The sequence below is a fragment of the Azospirillum sp. UENF 312511 genome, assembly GCF_058780635.1.
Genome location: NZ_JBSNCG010000001.1, coordinates 1,253,849 through 1,270,682, shown reverse-complemented (window position 1 = coordinate 1,270,682; position 16,834 = coordinate 1,253,849). Strand labels below are relative to the sequence as shown.

The window sequence follows — 16,834 nt, the reverse complement described above, 5'->3', positions numbered from 1 at the left end:
CTAAAGCAAGAATTGAACCGATGAACATCTTCAAGGTCTTCGAGAACGACATCCGCAAGCTGCTGGACGAGCTGGCCGCCGAGGGCCAGATCCCGGCGGGGCTCGACACCGCGCGCCTGACGGTGGAGCCGCCGCGCGAGGCGGCGCACGGCGACCTGTCGACCAACGCGGCGATGATCCTGGCCAAGCCGGCGGGCAAGCCGCCCCGCGCGCTGGCCGAGCTGCTGGTGGCGAAGCTGAAGACCCGCCCCGACGTGGCGAGCGCCGAGATCGCCGGTCCGGGCTTCGTGAACCTGCGCCTGACGACCGACGTCTGGCGCGACCGCATCCGCGACGTGCTGACCGCCGGCACCGCCTATGGCGAGAGCACGCTGGGCGGCAAGCGTCCGGTGAACGTCGAATACGTGTCGGCCAACCCCACCGGCCCGCTGCATGCAGCCCACGGCCGCGGCGCCGTGTTCGGCGACGCGCTGGCCGCCCTGCTGGAGAAGGCCGGCTACGCCGTCGCCCGTGAATATTACATCAACGACGCCGGCGCCCAGGTCGACGTGCTGGGCCGCTCCACCTTCCTGCGCTACCGCGAGGCGCTGGGCGAGGACATCGGCGAGATTCCGGCGGGCCTCTATCCTGGCGAGTATCTGAAGGAGGTCGGGCAGGCCCTGGCCGAGCGCGACGGCAGCAAGTGGGTCGGCGCGGACGAGGCCGACTGGCTGCCGGCGTGCCGGGACTTCGCCATCGCCACGATCATGGAATGGATCAAGGAGGACCTCGGCGTCCTCGGCGTCCGCATGGACGTCTACAGCTCCGAACGCGCGCTGGTGAAGGCCGGGGCGGTGGACACGGCGCTGAAGGCGCTGGAGGACCGCGGCCTGATCTACGTCGGCGTGCTGGAGCCGCCGAAGGGCAAGAAGCCCGATGATTGGGAGCCGCGCCCGCAGACGCTGTTCAAGTCCACCGACTTCGGCGACGACGTCGACCGCCCGCTGAAGAAGTCGGATGGGTCCTTCACCTACTTCTCCAACGACATCGCCTATCACTACGACAAGCACCGTCGCGGCTTCGATCTGCAGATCGACGTGTGGGGCGCCGACCATGGCGGCTACGTCAAGCGCATGCAGGCGGCGACCACGGCGATCACCGAGGGCAAGGCGTCGCTGGACGTGAAGCTGTGCCAGCTCGTCCATCTGATGAAGAACGGCGAGCCGGTGAAGATGTCCAAGCGCGCCGGCACCTTCGTGACGCTGCGCGACGTGATCGAGGAGGTCGGCCGCGACGTCGTCCGCTTCATCATGCTGACCCGCCGCAACGACCAGACGCTGGACTTCGACTTCGCCAAGGTCGTCGAGCAGTCGAAGGACAACCCGGTCTTCTACGTGCAGTACGCCCACGCCCGTTGCCGCTCGGTCCTGCGCCACGCCGCGACGGCGCTGCCGGGGGCCGACCTGTCGCTGGCGGCGCTGGCCGCCAGGGCCAACCTCGCCCGCCTCGACAGCGAGGAGGAGATGGCGCTGGCCAAGCGCATGGCGACCTGGCCGCGTCTGGTCGAATCCGCCGCCGAGGCGCACGAGCCGCACCGCGTGGCCTTCTACCTCTACGACCTCGCCAGCGACTTCCACGCGCTGTGGAACAAAGGCCGCGACGACACCAGCCTGCGCTTCCTGATCGACGGCGACGAGGAGGTGACGGTGGCCCGTCTGGCGCTGGTCAGCGCGGTCGCCACGGTGATCGCCTCCGGCCTTGCGGTAATGGGTGTGGAGCCGGTGGAGGAAATGCGGTCATGAGGTATGAGGGCGATGCCAACTACGCCAGCGATCCCTACGGCACGCCGCCGCAGCGGGGAGGTCGGCGCGGTCTGCTCGGCCTCGGTCTGGCGGTAGTCGGCATCGTGGCCTTCGCCGGCGCGATCGTCGTGGTCTATGGCGGCAAGGGGCAGAGCACGCCGGATGGCGGCCCGCCGCTGCTGATGGCAGACAGCGCGCCGACCAAGGCCCGCCCGGAGCAGCCCGGCGGCATGGAAGTGCCGCACCAGGACAAGCTGGTCTACGAGCGGCTGAACGACCGCGGGTCGAAGTCGCAGATCGAACGCCTGCTGCCGCCGCCGGAGGAGCCGCTGCCGCGGCCGGTCGTGGCCCCCCAGGTGCCGCCGTCGCCGACCCTGCCGGAGGCGCCCGCGGTGGCCCAACTGCCGCCGCCCCCGCCGGGCTCCACCACCACGGTGCCGCGCCAGGACGGGGAGGGGGCGCCGCCGCCCGCCGCCGCTCCGGCCCCGCCGCCCGCGGTGGCCGCCCTTCCGGCACCGGCGGCTCCGGCGCCCAAGGCCGCTCCGCCGCCGGCTGCCAAGCCGGCTCCGGCTCCGCCGCAGGCCCAGACGCCTTCACAGACGCCGCCCGCCGCGGCGCCCAAGCCGCAGCCCGCGCCGCCGGTGGCGGCCGCCCCGGCTCCGCAGCCGGCACCCGCTCCGGCGAAGGCGTCGGGTGGGGGAAACTGGCGTGTCCAGCTCGCCGCGGTGCGCAGCGAGGCCGAGGCCTCGACGGAATGGAAGCGCCTGACCAGCCGCCACGGCGCGGCGCTCGGCGGTCTGTCCATGCAGGTCGCCAAGGCCGATCTGGGCGAGAAGGGCATCTTCTACCGCATCCAGGGCGTCGGCCTTGACGAGGAGCGCGCCAAGTCGGTCTGCGCCCAGCTCAAGTCCCAGAATGTGGGGTGTGTGGTTGTCCGTCCCTGATCCGGCTTTGCCGAACGCCCGAAACGCGTCCGGACCCCATCGTGCAGTGGTGTTCGGCGCCGCCGGCACCGCCCTGACCGCGGACGAGCGCGCCTTTTTCCGTGACGCCGATCCGCTGGGCTTCATCCTGTTCCGGCGCAACTGCGACACGCCGGAGCAGGTGCGTGCGCTGGTGGCGGAGATGCGCGCGGCGGTGGGCCGCGCCGACGCGCCGGTGCTGATCGACCAGGAAGGCGGTCGGGTGGCCCGCATGCGCCCGCCGCACTGGCCAGCCTTTCCGCCGATGCGGGCGTTCGGCGACCTCGCGGCCCGTGACGCCGCCGCCGGGCGGGAGGCCGCCCGGATCAACGCCCGGCTGCTGGCGCTGATGCTGGCGGATTGCGGCGTGACGGTGGATTGCGCCCCGGTCTGCGACGTTCCGGTGGAAGGCGCCCATGACATCATCGGCGACCGCGCCTTCTCCGGCGATCCGGCCCGCGTGGCCGATCTGGCGCGGGCGACCTGCGAAGGACTGATCGCCGGCGGCGTGCTGCCGGTCGTCAAGCATCTGCCCGGCCATGGCCGGGCCTTCACCGACAGCCACGCCGAGTTGCCGGTGGTGGACGCCCCGCGCGCGGCGCTGGAGGCCACCGACTTTGCGCCCTTCCGCGCCCTGGCCGACATGCCGCTCGGCATGGTCGCTCATGTCGTGATGAAGGCCATCGACCCGGACCAGCCCGCCAGCACCTCGGCGATCGTGGTGCGCGAGGTGGTGCGCGGCGCCCCCATCGGCTTCGACGGGCTGCTGTTCAGCGACGACCTGTCGATGGGCGCGCTGGCCGGCGGCATGCGCGGCCGGGCGGAGGCGGTTCTCGCCGCTGGACTGGACGTCGTGCTCCATTGCAACGGTGTGATGGAGGAGATGGTGGCGGTGGCCGAGGGCGTTCCGGCGATGTGCGGCGCGGCCGTCCGCCGTTGGGAGCGGGCCGAGGCGATGCGCGGCGTGGCGCAGCCGGCGAACGCCGACGACTTGCGGGCGCGTCTGGCGGAATTGCTGGGAACTCCCCAGGTTTAGAGCCATGCTCAGGCTTCCCCGGCGAATCCGGGGGGCGCAACGGGAGAGATGCGCGTGCTGGAAGGTCTGATCGACCGCATACCGATGATCTTCGCGGTCGCCATCCCCGCGATCCTCGCCATCACGATGCACGAGGCGGCGCACGGATTCGTGGCGATGTGGCGCGGCGACGACACGGCGTGGCGGCTGGGCCGGGTGACGCTGAACCCGCTCCGCCACATCGACCCCCTGGGCACGGTGGTGCTGCCGGCGGTGATGTATTTCACCACCGGCTTCGTCTTTGGCTGGGCCAAGCCGGTGCCGGTGAATTTCGGGCGTCTGCACCACCCGCGCCGCGACATGGTGTGGGTGGCGCTGGCCGGGCCGGGGGTGAATTTCGTGCTGGCGCTGGTCTCCGCGATCATCTGGGGCTTCACCAGCCCGCAGGGCGGGGCGACCGAGATGTGGTTCCGCGCCGCGCTGGAGGTGTCGGTCCTGGTCAACGTCGTGCTGATGGTCTTCAACATGATCCCGCTGCCGCCGCTCGACGGCGGGCGCGTGGCGGTCGGCATCCTGCCCGACGCGCTGGCCTTCCCGCTGGCCCGGCTGGAGAAATACGGCATGCTGATCCTGATCGGCGCCTTCTTCCTGCTGCCCTTCATTGGGCGGGAGCTTGGCATGGACCTCAGCGTCTTCTCCTGGGTGCTCGGCCCGCCGGTGGATTACATGATCGAGCTGATCCGCATCCTCAGCGGCAACTGACGGCATGGTCGGCAGGAAACCCCCGGATCGTGAGGACGAGGGCGCCGAGGCGGCCAACCCGGCGGACCAGCTCGTCCTCGTCCTGGACGGGTTCGAGGGGCCGCTCGACATGCTGCTGGCGCTGGGGCGCGAGCAGAAGGTGGACCTGACGAAGATTTCCATCCTCCAGCTCGCCGATCAGTATCTCGCCTTCATCGCCGAGGCGCGGAAGGTGCGTCTGGAGCTGGCGGCGGACTATCTCGTCATGGCGGCGTGGTTGGCTTATCTCAAGTCCCGCCTGCTGATCCCGGAGGTCGAGGACGAGGAGCCCTCGGGCGAGGACATGGCGGCGGCGCTGGCCTTCCAACTCCAGCGGCTGGAGGCGATGAAGGGGGCGGCGGCCAAGCTGTTCGCCCGCCCGCAGCTTGGGGTGGACCGCTTCGCCCGCGGCGCCCCGGAGGACCTCGACATCCTGCGCAAGTCGGTCTTCCAGGTCACGCTCTACGACCTCCTGAAGGCCTATGGCGAGCACAAGAAGCGACAGGAGGGCGGCGTTCTGCACATCGAGCCGGTGCGCCTCTATTCGTTGGAGGACGCGGTGCGTCGCCTGTCCGAGCTGCTGGGCCGCATGCCGGACTGGGCCACCCTGTCGAGTTTCCTGCCCGACGGCGTGCGCGGCGGGCTGCTGACCCGCTCGGCGCTGGCCGCCCATTTCGCGGCGACGCTGGAACTGGCCAAGGCTGGCCGTGTGGAGCTTCGCCAGGACGGCGCCTTTTCCCCCATCTATGTCCGCCGGGCATCGCGCCGGCATGAGCACCAGCATGAGCAAGGCGACGAGGAATGAGCGGACCCGACGGCATGATCCAGGAGATCGAGAATCCGGAGGAGGTCGAGCAGCGGCTGCGGGATCTGCGCCTGCTGGAGGCGTTGCTGTTCGCCTCCGCCGATCCGCTGGACGAGGAGACGCTGGGCAGGCGGCTGACCCGCGACGCCGACGTGCGGGCGCTGCTGGAGGAGCTGCGCGTCCATTACGCGGCGCGCGGGGTGAACCTGATCCGCACCGGCGCCGGTTGGTCCTTCCGCACGGCGGTGGACCTCGCGCCGCTGCTGCGGCAGGAGGAGGAGGTCTCCAAGAAGCTGTCCCGCGCCGCCATCGAGACGCTGGCGATCATCGCCTACCACCAGCCGGTGACGCGGGCCGAGATCGAGGCGATCCGCGGCGTGGCGACCAGCAAGGGCACGCTGGACATCCTGATGGAGAATGGCTGGATCCGGCCGGGGCGCCGCCGCGAGACGCCGGGACGCCCGCTGACCTGGATCACCACCGACCATTTCCTCGACCATTTCGGCCTGGAGACGCTGCGCGACCTGCCGGGGGTGGAGGACCTGCGCGCCGCCGGCCTGCTTGATTCCCGGCCCGTGCTTCTGGGCATCGGCGGCGCCGGTCTGGAGGACGCGGAACCATCGGAAAACGCTGACGATTCCGATACCTGAGCGAAACGCTCGAAAATAAGAACCATTTGCATCGGGGTCGGCGCACCGGTACTAAGGTCAATCGACCGCCATCAAACGACCCCCGGGCCGCTTCAGACTGGGACCGCCATAGACTGGGACTGCCATGGATCGTCCGTCCGTCACCGACGCCCGCTCTTTCTCCGCGACCGGAGACGCCGTTTCCGAACCTCGGCCTGCCGGCCTGCGCACCGCCCTGCGCGACAAGGCGTCGGCCCTGTTCAGCCGCGGGACCGATCCGCGGCAGGGCGCGCCCTGCGAGGCCGCGCCGGTCACGCTGCCAGCCAACGGGCGGCATCTCGACGCCTCCGGCCCGCAGGGCGGCGCTGCCGCCATCGCAATGGAGGCCCTGGCGCTGAATGGAGTCACCCACCGCTACGGGCGCGTCGTCGCCGTCGACGACGTCAGCGTGACCATCGGGGCGGGGGAGATCGTCTGCCTGTGCGGGCCGTCGGGCTGCGGCAAGTCCTCGCTGCTGCGCATCGCGGCAGGGCTGGAGGCGGTGCAGACCGGCTCCGTCCGGATCGGCGGCACGGTGGTTGCGGACGAGCGCGGCGCGGTGCCGCCGGAACGCCGCGGCGTCGGCCTCGTCTTCCAGGATTACGCGCTGTTTCCGCACCTGTCGGTGCTCGACAACGTGCGCTTCGGCCTGACCGCCCTGTCCGGCGAGGCGCAGCGCAAGCGCGCGCTGGAGACGCTCGGGCAGGTCGGCATGGCCGGCTACGCCGACTCCTTCCCGCACCATCTCTCCGGCGGTCAGCAGCAGCGCGTGGCGCTGGCCCGCGCGCTCGCCCCAAATCCGGCGGTTCTGCTGCTCGACGAGCCCTTCTCGGGCCTGGACGCCCGGCTGCGCGAGCAGGTGCGCGACGAGACGCTGCACGTGCTGAAGCAGAACGGTGCGGCGACCATGCTGGTCACCCACGACCCGGAAGAGGCCATGTTCCTGGCCGACCGCATCGCGCTGATGCGCGCCGGCAAAGTCGTTCAGGTCGGCAACCCGGTGGACCTCTACACCCGCCCGGTCAACGCCTTCGCCGCCGAGTTCTTCGGCGAGGTCAACCGGCTGGCGGGCGTCGTGCAGGGCGGGGCGGTGGACACTCCGGTCGGCCCGATTCCCACGGAGATCGCCGACGGCACCGCCGTGGACGTGCTGATCCGCCCGGAAGCGCTGAAGCTATCCGCCCAGCCCGCCGCCACGGTTCCCGCCGGGGACTTGCCGGTCCTGGCGCGCGTGATGGCGGCGCGCCTGCTGGGCCGGACTAGCCTGGTCCATCTCGACGTGCCGGACGGGAAGGGCGGCTCTGTGCATCTGCACTCCCGCATGCCGGGCCAGTTCCTGCCCGCCGAACAAAGTCACGTTTCGGTGTGCATGGACCTGTGTCAGGCCTTCGTTTTTCCAGCCGGTGCACCCACTTAGTCGTTTGAGCGGTTTCGCCCGACCGATCGTTGCGGGAGGGGAACCTTTCTGCCATAGTGCCGCCCCGCCATTGGGCTGCCTGTTCAGGAAACGTGTGTCATGGGATTCTCCAGCGTCTGGCATTGGGTCATCGTCCTTCTGATCGTCCTGCTCCTGTTCGGCGCCGGCAAGCTGCCGAAGGTCATGGGCGACCTCGCCAAGGGCATCAAGAACTTCAAGGCCGGCCTGAAGGACGAGGAAGAGGGTACCGCCACCGGTGCCGACTCCAAGGTCCTGAACCAGCCGGTCCCGCCGGCCCAGCCGGTGTCCTCGGTCCATCCGGTTCCGCCGGCCCCGGTTTCGCCCGCCCCGGTTTCGCCCGCTGCCGACCCCGGCGTGAAGAAGGACGAGACGGCCCGCACCTGACCGTCCGGCGCCCTTCATCCCCGCGCCGCTTCGAAAGGCTGAGGAGCCATGTTCGACATCGCATGGTCGGAACTGATGGTCATCGCGGTCATCGCCCTCGTGGTGATCGGCCCGAAGGACCTGCCCAAGGCCATCTACACCCTGGGAAAATGGGTGAAGAAGGCGCGCGTCGTCGCGCGCGATTTTCAGGGCCACATCGACGACATGATGCGCGAGGCGGAGCTTGACGAGCTTCGCAAGGAGGCCCTGAAGGTCCGCGACACGAACCTCCAGAAGATGGTCGAGAACACGATCGATCCGAAGGGGGAACTGAAGGGCGCCTTCGACGTGGGGGCCAACCTCGGGGCTGACGGCTATCACGGCAGCCCGCCGGAGGATGGTCCCGCTCCCGTGCCTCCCGTCGGATCGCCGCAGGTGACGGCGGCCCAGCCGCAGCCGGCGACCGAACCGCCGGTCACGGCCCCGCTTCCTCCGGCTCCGCCCGCGGAGTTCGTCCCGGCCCCGGCCCAGCCGCCGGTTCCGGCCTCCGCCGACTCCGCTGCGGCGGCAACCACGAACAAGCAGGCGTGACCCAGTGTCCGGCGAAACGCGCATGACCGGCGAAACCGACGACGAGCTCGAAGAAAGCAAGATGCCGCTGATCGACCATCTGGTCGAGCTGCGCAACCGTCTGATGTACGCGACGCTGGCGATCATCATCGCCTTCTTCGTGTGCTACGCTTTCTCGGACCGCATCTACAACTTCCTGGTCCAGCCCCTGGCCGACATCCTGGCCGGGCAGGGGCGGCGGATGATCTACACCGGCCTGACCGAAGCCTTCTTCACCTATGTGAAGGTGGCCTTCTGGGCCGGCTGCTTCCTGTCCTTCCCCATCGTCGCCAGCCAGATCTGGATGTTCGTCGCGCCCGGCCTCTACAAGCACGAGCGCAAGGCCTTCCTGCCCTTCCTGGTGGCCACCCCGATCCTGTTCTTCCTGGGCGGGGCGATGGTCTACTACTTCATCTTCCCGCTGGCCTGGCGCTTCTTCCTGGGGTTCGAGTTCCACCCAGGCATGGACGCCGGCGCCCTGCCAATCGAGTTCGAGGCCCGCGTCAGCGAGTATCTCGGCCTCGTGATGCACCTCATCTTCGCCTTCGGTCTGGCCTTCCAGCTTCCGGTCCTGCTGACCCTGCTGATCCGCGCCGGGCTGCTGACGACGGAGACGCTGACGGCCAAGCGGCGCTACGCCATCGTGTTCGTGTTCATCGTCGCGGCGGTCCTGACCCCGCCGGACGTCATCAGCCAGGTCGGCCTCGCCATCCCGCTGCTGGCGCTTTACGAGGTGTCGATCCTGATCGGCCGCCGCATCGAGAAGACGCGCGGCGACAGGGACGAGACGGAAGCGGAACAGGCGTAGGGCCCGTCGCGCCTTACGCCGTCGCTTCGTCGACCATGACCTGATTGCGGCCGTTCCGCTTGGCCCGGTAGAGGGCCAGGTCGGCGGCGGCCAGCGCCGCGTCGAGATCCTCGCCGCTGCGGCAGGCGGCGATGCCGATGCTGACGCTGGCGGCGATCTCGTGGCCCTGGAAGGGCAGCGGCCGCGCCGCCACGTCGCGCCGCAGCGCTTCCGCCAGCGTCGCCGCCCCGGTGCGGTCGGTGTCGGGAAGCAGCAGGCAGAACTTCTCCCCGCCATAGCGCCCGAACAGGTCGGTGCGGCGCAGTCGCGCCGTGACGGTCTCGGAGAAAAGCCGGAGAAGCGCGTCGCCGGCCAGATGGCCGAAGGTGTCGTTGACCCGCTTGAAGCGGTCGAGATCGAGAAGCAGGAGGGTCAGCGGCGCCCCGTTGCGTTGCGCCCGCAGCAACTCCCGCTCGGCGTGCTTCAGGAAGGCCCGGCGGTTGTAGGCGCCGGTCAACGGGTCGATGGTGCCGATGCGGTCCAGATCGGCCTGAAGCTTCTCGCTGGTCATGGCGAGGAAGCCGAACCCCCAGCCCGTGACGGCAAGGATGGCCTCCAGGAATCCGGCGCTCTGCACCAGGTTGGGTGTCAGGATGCTGTCCAACGGCCCACCCCAGGCGGTCAGCACGGCGCGCCCGGCCACGAACAGGGCGTGGGCCAGGAAAACCAGAGCGGTGACCCGTTGCGCCCGCCTCGGCCGGTCCGCCGGCCCCATCCACCACAGCTCCAGGGCCGCCAGCAGCGACAGGCCGGTGATTCCGGCGGACATGATCAGGACGCGCGCCGTTACGTCGTTGGTTGCCACCACGAACCACGCGATGCCCGCGGTCAAGACGGCGAGCAGCGCCATCCCGAAGCGCCAGGGAATGGACCGTCCGGCGAAGCTGCGCACGCCGAACCAGTTCAGGATGTAGGTGGCGGCGACCAGGGCGTTGCTCAGCGGTACGACGGCGGCGGGTGGCCAGACCCCGTAAGCGGTGACCATGGCCATCCCGACGGTGCCGAGCAGCGCTCCCCCGGCCCAATAGGCCAGCGCGGTGATGTGGCGGTGCGCCCTCCAGGTCAGGAAGGCGGCGATGGACAGCAGAACGCCGATGCCCACCAGGACGATGACGAGGGTGCGGGTGTCGAGGATCATGTCCGGAGTGGGGAGGGCAGCAGTCGATTCCGGGGTTCTGCACGCATTCGCGTTCCCGGCGCCACCGATAAGTATAGGACACCAATCATTTCAGGGTCTTTCCCATCGGCGGGGCTCCGCCTCTGGACCTTCACCCGGCGGCGGACTATAACCAGCCTCCCACCCATTCCGTATCGCCGTGAGCCATGCACGACCTTCGCGCCATCCGTGAGAACCCCGAATCCTTCGACCGCGGTCTCGCCCGCCGGGGCCTTGAGCCGATGTCGCCGACGGTGCTGGACCTCGATTCGCGCCGCCGCGCCGCGCAGACCCAGCTTCAGGAGATGCAGGCGCGCCGCAACGAGGCGGCGAAGGAGATCGGCCTCGCCAAGCGGGAGGGCCGCGACGCCCAACCGCTGATGGACGAGATGGCGCAGCTCAAGGAGCGGCTGCCCCAGGTCGAGGAGGAGGAGAAGGCGCTGGGGGCCGAGCTGGACGGCCTGCTCGCCTCCATCCCGAACCTGCCCGCCGACGACGTGCCGGAAGGCCCGGACGAGAGCGCCAACGTCGAAATCCGCCGCTGGGGCGAGCCGAAGGCCATCGCGGACGCCAAGCAGCATTTCGAACTGGGCGAAGCGCTGGGCCTGATGGATTTCGAGGCGGCGTCGCGCATGTCGGGCGCCCGCTTCACTGTTCTGAAAGGCGGGCTGGCCCGGCTGGAGCGCGCGCTCGCCGACTTCATGCTGGACATTCACACCGGCGAGCACGGCTACACCGAGATCGCGCCGCCGCTGATGGTCCGCGACAACGCCCTGTTCGGCACCGGCCAGCTTCCGAAGTTCGAGGAGGACCTGTTCCGCACGGGCGATCACTACCTGATCCCGACCTCGGAAGTGCCGCTGACCAACCTCGTCAACGACCAGATCGTGGCGACGGAGGAACTGCCCCACCGCTACACCGCGCTGACCCCCTGTTTCCGCGCCGAGGCCGGGTCGGCCGGCCGCGACACGCGCGGCATGATCCGCCAGCACCAGTTCTGGAAGGTCGAGATGGTCAGCGTCACCGCCCCGGACCAGTCGGAGGCGGAGCATCTGCGCATGACCCAGTGCGCCGAGACCATCCTGCAGCGGCTGGGGCTGCCCTACCGCGTGGTGACTCTGTGCACCGGCGACATGGGCTTCTCGGCGCGCAAGACCTACGACATCGAGGTCTGGCTGCCCGGCCAGAACATGTACCGCGAGATTTCGAGCTGCTCGAACTGCGGCGACTTCCAGGCCCGCCGCATGAAGGCGCGCTGCCGTCCGAAGGGCGAGAAGCAGACGCAGTTCGTCCACACGCTGAACGGCTCGGGCGTGGCGGTCGGGCGTTGCCTGATCGCGGTGCTGGAGAACTACCAGCAGCCCGACGGCTCCATCCTGGTTCCCGAAGCGCTCCGGCCCTACATGCGCGGGCTGGAAAGGATCACCACCTGATGTTCGATCTCCCGCTCGACCTGTCGAACGCGCGCATCCTCGTCACCAACGACGACGGCATCCACGCGCCGGGCCTGAAGGTTCTGGAGGCCATCGCCCGCTCCATCTCCGACGACGTGTGGGTGGTGGCGCCGGAGATGGAGCAGTCGGCGGCCAGCCACTCGCTGACCATCAACCGGCCGCTGCGCCTGCGCCAGCTGGACGAGCGGCGCTACACGGTGGACGGCACGCCGACCGACTGCGTCCTGCTGGCCGTCAACCACATCATGAAGGACGCCCGTCCGACGCTGGTCCTGTCCGGCGTCAACCAGGGCTCCAACATCGGCGAGGACGTGACCTATTCGGGCACCATCGCGGCGGCCATGGAGGCGACCCTGCTGGGCGTCCCGGCCATCGCGCTCAGCCAGCACTACGAGAACCGCGCCCAGATCGACTGGTCGGCGGCGGAGCGCTGGGGGGCGGAGGTCATTCGCAAGGCCGTCTCCACGCCCTGGCCGAAATACGTCCTGCTCAACGTGAACTTCCCGGCCTGCCCAGCGGACCGGGTTACCGGTATCCAGGTCGTCCGCCACGGCAAGCGCAAGATCGGCGACGAGCTGGTGGAACGTGTCGATCCGCGCGGCAAGCCCTATATCTGGATCGGGACCCTGCGCGGCGAGGCCGACGTGGCGCCCGACACCGACATCCATGTGGTCTTCCACGGGGGCATTTCGGTGACGCCGGTCTATCTGGATCTGACGCACACGCCGACGCTCCAGACCTTGCGGCACGCGTTCGAGTAATCCGGTTTCCGAGGTGAATGGGTAGGGTGTGACGGTCGAGGCACGCAAGATCCGGCTTCTGATGGCGTTGCGCCGCAACGGCGTGACCGACACCCGGGTTTTGGCCGCGATCGAGCGAATCCCGCGCGAGCGCTTCGTCCCAGACCCCTTCCAGGATCAGGCGTGGGAGGACACGGCGCTTCCCATCGACCTCGGCCAGACCATCAGCCAGCCGCTGATCGTGGCGCTGATGACCCAGGCGCTGGAGCTGGGGGAGCGGCAGACGGTGCTGGAGATCGGCACCGGCTCCGGCTATCAGGCGGCTGTTTTGTCGCGGCTGTGCCGGCGGGTCTACACCGTCGAGCGGCTGCGCCCGCTGCTGACCGAGGCGGAGGCGCGATTCCAGGCGCTGCGCCTGAACAACATCACGACCCGCCACGGCGACGGGACGAAGGGCTGGCCCGAACAGGCGCCGTTCGAGCGCATACTGGTCACGGCCGCCGGAGGCCCCGATGCGCCAAAGGACTTGACGGATCAGCTCGCCGTTGGTGGTGTCATGGTCATCCCGCTGGGGGACGACTACCGCGGCCAGCGGGTCGTCCGCATCCGGCGGACCGAAACCGGTCTTACACGGGAGGACTTGTGGCCCGTCCGCTTCGTACCGTTGCTGTCCGACCCTCCGTCTCCGCCAGGAACGGAGTAGCCGGCCCGTTCGGCGTGTCACTTGGCGTCACATCCAGCGTGTCTGGGCGCGCCCTCCTCGCGGCGCTGGCGTTGATTCCGCTGCTCGCCGCCTGCCAGCAGCGCACCGGCGATCTGGCGCCGGTCACCTCGGTGTCCAATTCCCCGGATTCCATCGGGGGCGCGGTGATCGTGCAGCGCGGGGACTCCGCCTATTCGCTGTCGCGGCGCTACAACGTGCCGCTGCGTGACCTGCTGGAGGTCAACCACCTGTCGCCGCCCTACCAGTTGCAGGTCGGCCAGCGTCTCGTCCTGCCGGTGTCGCGCCAGTACATCGTCCAGCGCGGCGACACGCTCTATGGCATCTCCCGCATGTTCAGCGCGGACATGAGCGAGCTGACCCGGCTCAACGGCCTGACCGCGCCCTACGCGGTGCAGGCCGGGCAACCGCTGCGCCTGCCGGGTGGCGACGCCCCGGGCGGCACCGCGGTGGCCCAGGCGCCGTCCTCCAACGCGGGGGCCGCCGTCGGCGGCGTGGTGGCCTCGGCCCCGGTCAAGCAGGTGTCGCGCGGGTCCATCCAGGCGGCGGAGCTGCCGCCTCCGGGCGCCTCGGCCCCGGTCGAGAGAGCCCCGGTGGAGAGCCCCTCGCAGACCGCGACCGTCCTCGCCCCGGTGCCCGGCGCCAAGCCGGCCGCCGCGCCGGAGGCGGCGACCGGAGCGCCCGTCTATCAGCCGGGGCAGGCCCCGACCTCGCTGCGCCCGCCCGGCCAGAAGCCCGCCGTTCCGGAGCCCGCGCCCGCGCCGCGCGTCGTCGAGGCCGCACCGGTCCCACCTCCGCCGCCGGCACCGGCCCAGGAGGTCGCCGCCGCTCCGCCCCCGCCGCCAAAGGCCGCAGAGCCGGCGACGGCGCAGCGCGCCACCGGGCGCCTGCTCTGGCCGGTGAAGGGGAAGGTGATCTCGACCTTCGGGCCGAAGCCGGACGGTCTGCACAACGACGGCCTGAACATCGCCGCCAGCAAGGGAACGACGGTGGTCGCCGCCGACAACGGCGTCGTCGCCTACGCCGGCAACGAGCTGCGCGGCTTCGGCAATCTGCTGCTGGTGAAGCATTCGGACGGCTTCATCACCGCCTACGCCCATCTCGACCGCATCGACGTCGAGCGGGGCGTGGCGGTGAAGCGCGGGCAGGCCATCGGCACGGTCGGCCAGACCGGATCGGTGACGAGCCCGCAGCTTCACTTCGAACTGCGCAAGGGCAGCCAGGCGGTCGATCCGCGCGACCGCATGGAGCCGCGGGTCAGCGAAGGGGCTTCTCCAGACGGCCAGCCAGGTCCTGGATGAATTGCCAGGCCACCCGGCCGGAGCGGCTGCCGCGGGTCACCGACCATTCCACGGCCTCGGCCCGCAGCTGCTCCGCCGGGATGTCCAGCCCGAAGCGGGCGGCGTAACCCTCGATCATCGCGAAGTAGGTCGGCTGGTCGCAGTTGTGGAAGCCCAGCCACAGGCCGAAGCGGTCGGACAGCGACACCTTCTCCTCGACCGCCTCCGCCGGGTTGATGGCGGTGGAGCGTTCGTTCTCGATCATGTCGCGCGGCATCAGGTGGCGGCGGTTGGAGGTGGCGTAGAACACCACATTCTCCGGACGCCCCTCGATCCCGCCCTCCAGAACGGCCTTCAGCGACTTGTAGTGGGCGTCGTCATGGTCGAAGGACAGGTCATCGCAGAACAGGATGAAGCGGCGCGGCTCGTCCTTCAGCCGGGCGAGCAGGCGGGGCAGGGTGGGGATGTCCTCGCGATGGATCTCCACCAGCGCCAGCGTGCCGGGATGGTCCTGCGCCACCGCGGCGTGCACCGACTTGACCAGCGAGCTTTTGCCCATGCCGCGCGACCCCCAGAGCAGGGCGTTGTTGGCGGGCAGGCCGGTGGCGAAGCGGGTGGTGTTGTCCAGCAGGATGTCGCGTTGCCGCTCGACGCCGCGCAGCAGGTCGATCTCCACCCGGTTGACGGTGGGCACCGGCTCCAGCCGGTCGGGATCGGCGTGCCAGACGAAGGCGTCGGCGGCGCCGAGGTCGAGCCGGCCCGGCGGCGGCGGGGCGAGCCGTTCCAGGGCCTCGGCGATGCGGGTGAGGAGGGGCAGCAATTGGGCGTCCGACATCGTGTTCCTTCGCAGGCGTTTCTTCCGGTTTCGTTGCGCCGACCCTAACCCGCCGGCGCGCCGCCGGACAAGGCGCTGCGCTTGCGGGGGAGGCGTGCGCGCCGCTATGGTGCCGGGAACGCGAACCGAGGGACGGCCATGCACGCAGAACGTTCCGCCGATTTCCCCAACCCGGCGGGGAGCGCCGCGCATGTCCTGCGGCGGCTGGAGGAGACACCCCTTCGCGAGGACCCCTTTCCGCATCTGGTGGTGCCGGACGTCCTGCCGGCGGACCTCTACGCCCGCGCCATCGCCCACTGGCCGAGGTTCGAGGCGCTGGCCCTCCTGCAGATGGACACGCTGCCCCAGCGCTATCAGATGGTCCTGACCGACCGCAATCTGAGGGAGATGGAGCCGGAGGCCGAAGCGGTTTGGCGGGAGGTCCGCGATTGCCTGTTCGGGCCGGAGACCTTGAAGCGGCTGGCGCCGCGCTTCCCCTTGCTCGCCGCCAAGCTGGAAACGCCCGTCGCCGCCCGGCCGGCCATGGTCTACGCGCGTCTGGTCGAGGACCATGCGGGCCACGCCATGCTGCCCCACACCGACGTGTTCGGCACCTTCCTGTCCATGCTGCTCTACATGCCGGCGGACGACAGCCGTCCCAATCTCGGCACGGCGCTGTACCGACCCCGCGACCCGTCCTTCACCGCCAACGCCGGGCGCTCGACCGAACGGTTCCCGCGCGAGGATTTCGAGCTGGCTGGCACAGCGCCCTTCCTGCCGAACCATCTGCTGGCCTATGCACCGTCCGACCGGTCCTTCCACGGGGTGGAGCCGGTGGAGGCGCCCTGCACGCGCCGCTTCCTGCTTCTCTTTGCCGTGATGGACAGCCGCGGCCCTTGAAGCCCGGCGGACGTACCCCTATTCCATTGCATCGACGGCCCGGACCGTTATAGTCGCCGCGTCCGCGAGCGCCCGCTGCGCCTTCGGAACCAAACCACAGGGAGCCTCCAGATGTTCGTTTCGACGGCCTATGCACAGACCGCCGCGCCCGCCGCCGGTGGGGCCGACATGATCGTGCAGTTCCTGCCGCTGATTCTGATTTTCGTCGTCTTCTATTTCCTGCTGATCCGTCCGCAGCAGAAGAAGATGAAGGAACACAAGGGCATGCTGGAGTCCATCCGCCGCGGTGACCGCGTGGTGACCGGCGGCGGCATCATCGGCACGATCACGAAGGTCGGCCCGGACGACGAGCTTCAGGTCGAGATCGCCGAGAACGTCCGCGTCCGCGTCATGCGCTCCACCGTGAACCTCGTGCTGTCGAAGTCCGAGCCGGCCAAGAGCGCCGACGAGAAGGCTGAAGAGAAGGTCGTGGACCGCAAGTAACGCGGTTCTCCGGTAGCG

At 69.8% G+C, this 16,834-nt stretch carries 18 protein-coding genes; 16 read left to right on the top strand and 2 right to left on the bottom strand.

Going from position 1 to position 16,834, the window contains the following annotated elements; all coding sequences use genetic code 11:
* Positions 1-20: 20 nt before the first annotated feature.
* From argS to tatC, 10 genes are all read left to right on the top strand, one after another.
* Entirely contained in the window at positions 21-1,781 is a 1,761-nt protein-coding gene (gene argS / locus ACWPN7_RS05830) for an arginine--tRNA ligase (protein WP_407824468.1), read from the top strand.
* On the top strand, positions 1,778-2,725 hold the full coding sequence (locus tag ACWPN7_RS05825) for an SPOR domain-containing protein (RefSeq protein ID WP_149651486.1): 948 nt from the start codon (positions 1,778-1,780) through the stop codon (positions 2,723-2,725). The genes argS and ACWPN7_RS05825 overlap by 4 nt, the downstream gene beginning before the upstream one ends.
* Positions 2,697-3,779, top strand: coding sequence for a beta-N-acetylhexosaminidase (gene nagZ, locus ACWPN7_RS05820; RefSeq protein WP_459198124.1), 1,083 nt, complete (start codon positions 2,697-2,699; stop codon positions 3,777-3,779). Before ACWPN7_RS05825 ends, nagZ begins: the two co-directional genes overlap by 29 nt.
* Before the next feature lie 54 nt (positions 3,780-3,833).
* A complete protein-coding gene (locus ACWPN7_RS05815; protein ID WP_079285439.1) occupies positions 3,834-4,520 on the top strand; it encodes a site-2 protease family protein in 687 nt (228 codons plus the stop codon).
* A gap of 4 nt (positions 4,521-4,524) precedes the next feature.
* Complete coding sequence (locus ACWPN7_RS05810) at positions 4,525-5,343, top strand: segregation and condensation protein A (protein WP_103039073.1); 819 nt, start codon at positions 4,525-4,527, stop codon at positions 5,341-5,343.
* Complete coding sequence (gene scpB, locus ACWPN7_RS05805; protein ID WP_103039074.1) at positions 5,340-5,993, top strand: SMC-Scp complex subunit ScpB; 654 nt, start codon at positions 5,340-5,342, stop codon at positions 5,991-5,993. The genes ACWPN7_RS05810 and scpB overlap by 4 nt, the downstream gene beginning before the upstream one ends.
* A gap of 124 nt (positions 5,994-6,117) precedes the next feature.
* Positions 6,118-7,428 carry an ABC transporter ATP-binding protein gene (locus ACWPN7_RS05800; protein ID WP_201043453.1) on the top strand — a complete coding sequence of 437 codons (1,311 nt, stop codon included), beginning with the start codon at positions 6,118-6,120 and terminating at the stop codon, positions 7,426-7,428.
* Between the two features lie 99 nt (positions 7,429-7,527).
* Positions 7,528-7,833 (top strand): twin-arginine translocase TatA/TatE family subunit, encoded by a 306-nt coding sequence (locus ACWPN7_RS05795; RefSeq protein WP_201043454.1) that lies wholly within the window; start codon positions 7,528-7,530, stop codon positions 7,831-7,833.
* Between the two features lie 48 nt (positions 7,834-7,881).
* Positions 7,882-8,403, top strand: coding sequence for a Sec-independent protein translocase protein TatB (tatB, locus tag ACWPN7_RS05790; RefSeq protein WP_040134017.1), 522 nt, complete (start codon positions 7,882-7,884; stop codon positions 8,401-8,403).
* 22 nt (positions 8,404-8,425) lie between these two features.
* The gene (tatC, locus tag ACWPN7_RS05785; protein WP_459198125.1) at positions 8,426-9,229 is read left to right on the top strand and encodes a twin-arginine translocase subunit TatC; all 804 of its coding nucleotides are present in this window, start codon (positions 8,426-8,428) and stop codon (positions 9,227-9,229) included.
* 13 nt (positions 9,230-9,242) lie between these two features.
* On the opposite strand, the gene ACWPN7_RS05780 is transcribed toward tatC, so the two are convergent.
* Positions 9,243-10,406 carry a GGDEF domain-containing protein gene (locus ACWPN7_RS05780; protein WP_492273157.1) on the bottom strand — a complete coding sequence of 388 codons (1,164 nt, stop codon included), beginning with the start codon at positions 10,404-10,406 and terminating at the stop codon, positions 9,243-9,245.
* 185 nt (positions 10,407-10,591) lie between these two features.
* Here ACWPN7_RS05780 and serS point away from each other — a divergent pair, with 185 nt between their 5' ends.
* From serS to ACWPN7_RS05760, 4 genes are read left to right on the top strand one after another with little or no spacing between them, the layout of a single operon-like run.
* Positions 10,592-11,857: a serine--tRNA ligase gene (gene serS, locus ACWPN7_RS05775; protein ID WP_040134019.1), complete on the top strand. Its 1,266-nt coding sequence runs from the start codon at positions 10,592-10,594 to the stop codon at positions 11,855-11,857.
* A complete protein-coding gene (surE, locus tag ACWPN7_RS05770) occupies positions 11,857-12,639 on the top strand; it encodes a 5'/3'-nucleotidase SurE (protein WP_040134020.1) in 783 nt (260 codons plus the stop codon). Before serS ends, surE begins: the two co-directional genes overlap by 1 nt.
* 28 nt (positions 12,640-12,667) lie before the next feature.
* A complete protein-coding gene (locus tag ACWPN7_RS05765) occupies positions 12,668-13,321 on the top strand; it encodes a protein-L-isoaspartate(D-aspartate) O-methyltransferase (RefSeq protein ID WP_040134021.1) in 654 nt (217 codons plus the stop codon).
* A 38-nt stretch (positions 13,322-13,359) separates the two neighbouring features.
* On the top strand, positions 13,360-14,640 hold the full coding sequence (locus tag ACWPN7_RS05760; protein WP_459198127.1) for a peptidoglycan DD-metalloendopeptidase family protein: 1,281 nt from the start codon (positions 13,360-13,362) through the stop codon (positions 14,638-14,640).
* Here ACWPN7_RS05760 and ACWPN7_RS05755 read toward each other — a convergent pair.
* Entirely contained in the window at positions 14,597-15,454 is an 858-nt protein-coding gene (locus tag ACWPN7_RS05755; RefSeq protein ID WP_137105101.1) for an ATP-binding protein, read from the bottom strand. The genes ACWPN7_RS05760 and ACWPN7_RS05755 overlap by 44 nt on opposite strands.
* A gap of 138 nt (positions 15,455-15,592) precedes the next feature.
* Here ACWPN7_RS05755 and ACWPN7_RS05750 point away from each other — a divergent pair, with 138 nt between their 5' ends.
* Both ACWPN7_RS05750 and yajC read left to right on the top strand, forming a co-directional pair.
* Positions 15,593-16,333: a hypothetical protein gene (locus tag ACWPN7_RS05750; RefSeq protein WP_459198128.1), complete on the top strand. Its 741-nt coding sequence runs from the start codon at positions 15,593-15,595 to the stop codon at positions 16,331-16,333.
* A 111-nt stretch (positions 16,334-16,444) separates the two neighbouring features.
* Positions 16,445-16,816: a preprotein translocase subunit YajC gene (gene yajC / locus ACWPN7_RS05745; RefSeq protein ID WP_014197284.1), complete on the top strand. Its 372-nt coding sequence runs from the start codon at positions 16,445-16,447 to the stop codon at positions 16,814-16,816.
* Positions 16,817-16,834 lie beyond the last annotated feature (18 nt).

What these genes read in the sequence shown, in the direction of transcription:
- ACWPN7_RS05810 (WP_103039073.1), top strand. Translation starts at nt 4,525, where the DNA reads ATGGTCGGCAGGAAACCCCCGGATCGTGAGGACGAGGGCGCCGAGGCG.
- ACWPN7_RS05750 (WP_459198128.1), top strand. Translation starts at nt 15,593, where the DNA reads ATGCACGCAGAACGTTCCGCCGATTTCCCCAACCCGGCGGGGAGCGCC.
- scpB (WP_103039074.1), top strand. Translation starts at nt 5,340, where the DNA reads ATGAGCGGACCCGACGGCATGATCCAGGAGATCGAGAATCCGGAGGAG.
- surE (WP_040134020.1), top strand. Translation starts at nt 11,857, where the DNA reads ATGTTCGATCTCCCGCTCGACCTGTCGAACGCGCGCATCCTCGTCACC.
- tatB (WP_040134017.1), top strand. Translation starts at nt 7,882, where the DNA reads ATGTTCGACATCGCATGGTCGGAACTGATGGTCATCGCGGTCATCGCC.
- tatC (WP_459198125.1), top strand. Translation starts at nt 8,426, where the DNA reads ATGACCGGCGAAACCGACGACGAGCTCGAAGAAAGCAAGATGCCGCTG.
- ACWPN7_RS05780 (WP_492273157.1), bottom strand. Translation starts at nt 10,406, where the DNA reads ATGATCCTCGACACCCGCACCCTCGTCATCGTCCTGGTGGGCATCGGC.
- serS (WP_040134019.1), top strand. Translation starts at nt 10,592, where the DNA reads ATGCACGACCTTCGCGCCATCCGTGAGAACCCCGAATCCTTCGACCGC.
- nagZ (WP_459198124.1), top strand. Translation starts at nt 2,697, where the DNA reads ATGTGGGGTGTGTGGTTGTCCGTCCCTGATCCGGCTTTGCCGAACGCC.
- ACWPN7_RS05825 (WP_149651486.1), top strand. Translation starts at nt 1,778, where the DNA reads ATGAGGTATGAGGGCGATGCCAACTACGCCAGCGATCCCTACGGCACG.
- ACWPN7_RS05795 (WP_201043454.1), top strand. Translation starts at nt 7,528, where the DNA reads ATGGGATTCTCCAGCGTCTGGCATTGGGTCATCGTCCTTCTGATCGTC.
- ACWPN7_RS05800 (WP_201043453.1), top strand. Translation starts at nt 6,118, where the DNA reads ATGGATCGTCCGTCCGTCACCGACGCCCGCTCTTTCTCCGCGACCGGA.
- ACWPN7_RS05755 (WP_137105101.1), bottom strand. Translation starts at nt 15,454, where the DNA reads ATGTCGGACGCCCAATTGCTGCCCCTCCTCACCCGCATCGCCGAGGCC.
- argS (WP_407824468.1), top strand. Translation starts at nt 21, where the DNA reads ATGAACATCTTCAAGGTCTTCGAGAACGACATCCGCAAGCTGCTGGAC.
- yajC (WP_014197284.1), top strand. Translation starts at nt 16,445, where the DNA reads ATGTTCGTTTCGACGGCCTATGCACAGACCGCCGCGCCCGCCGCCGGT.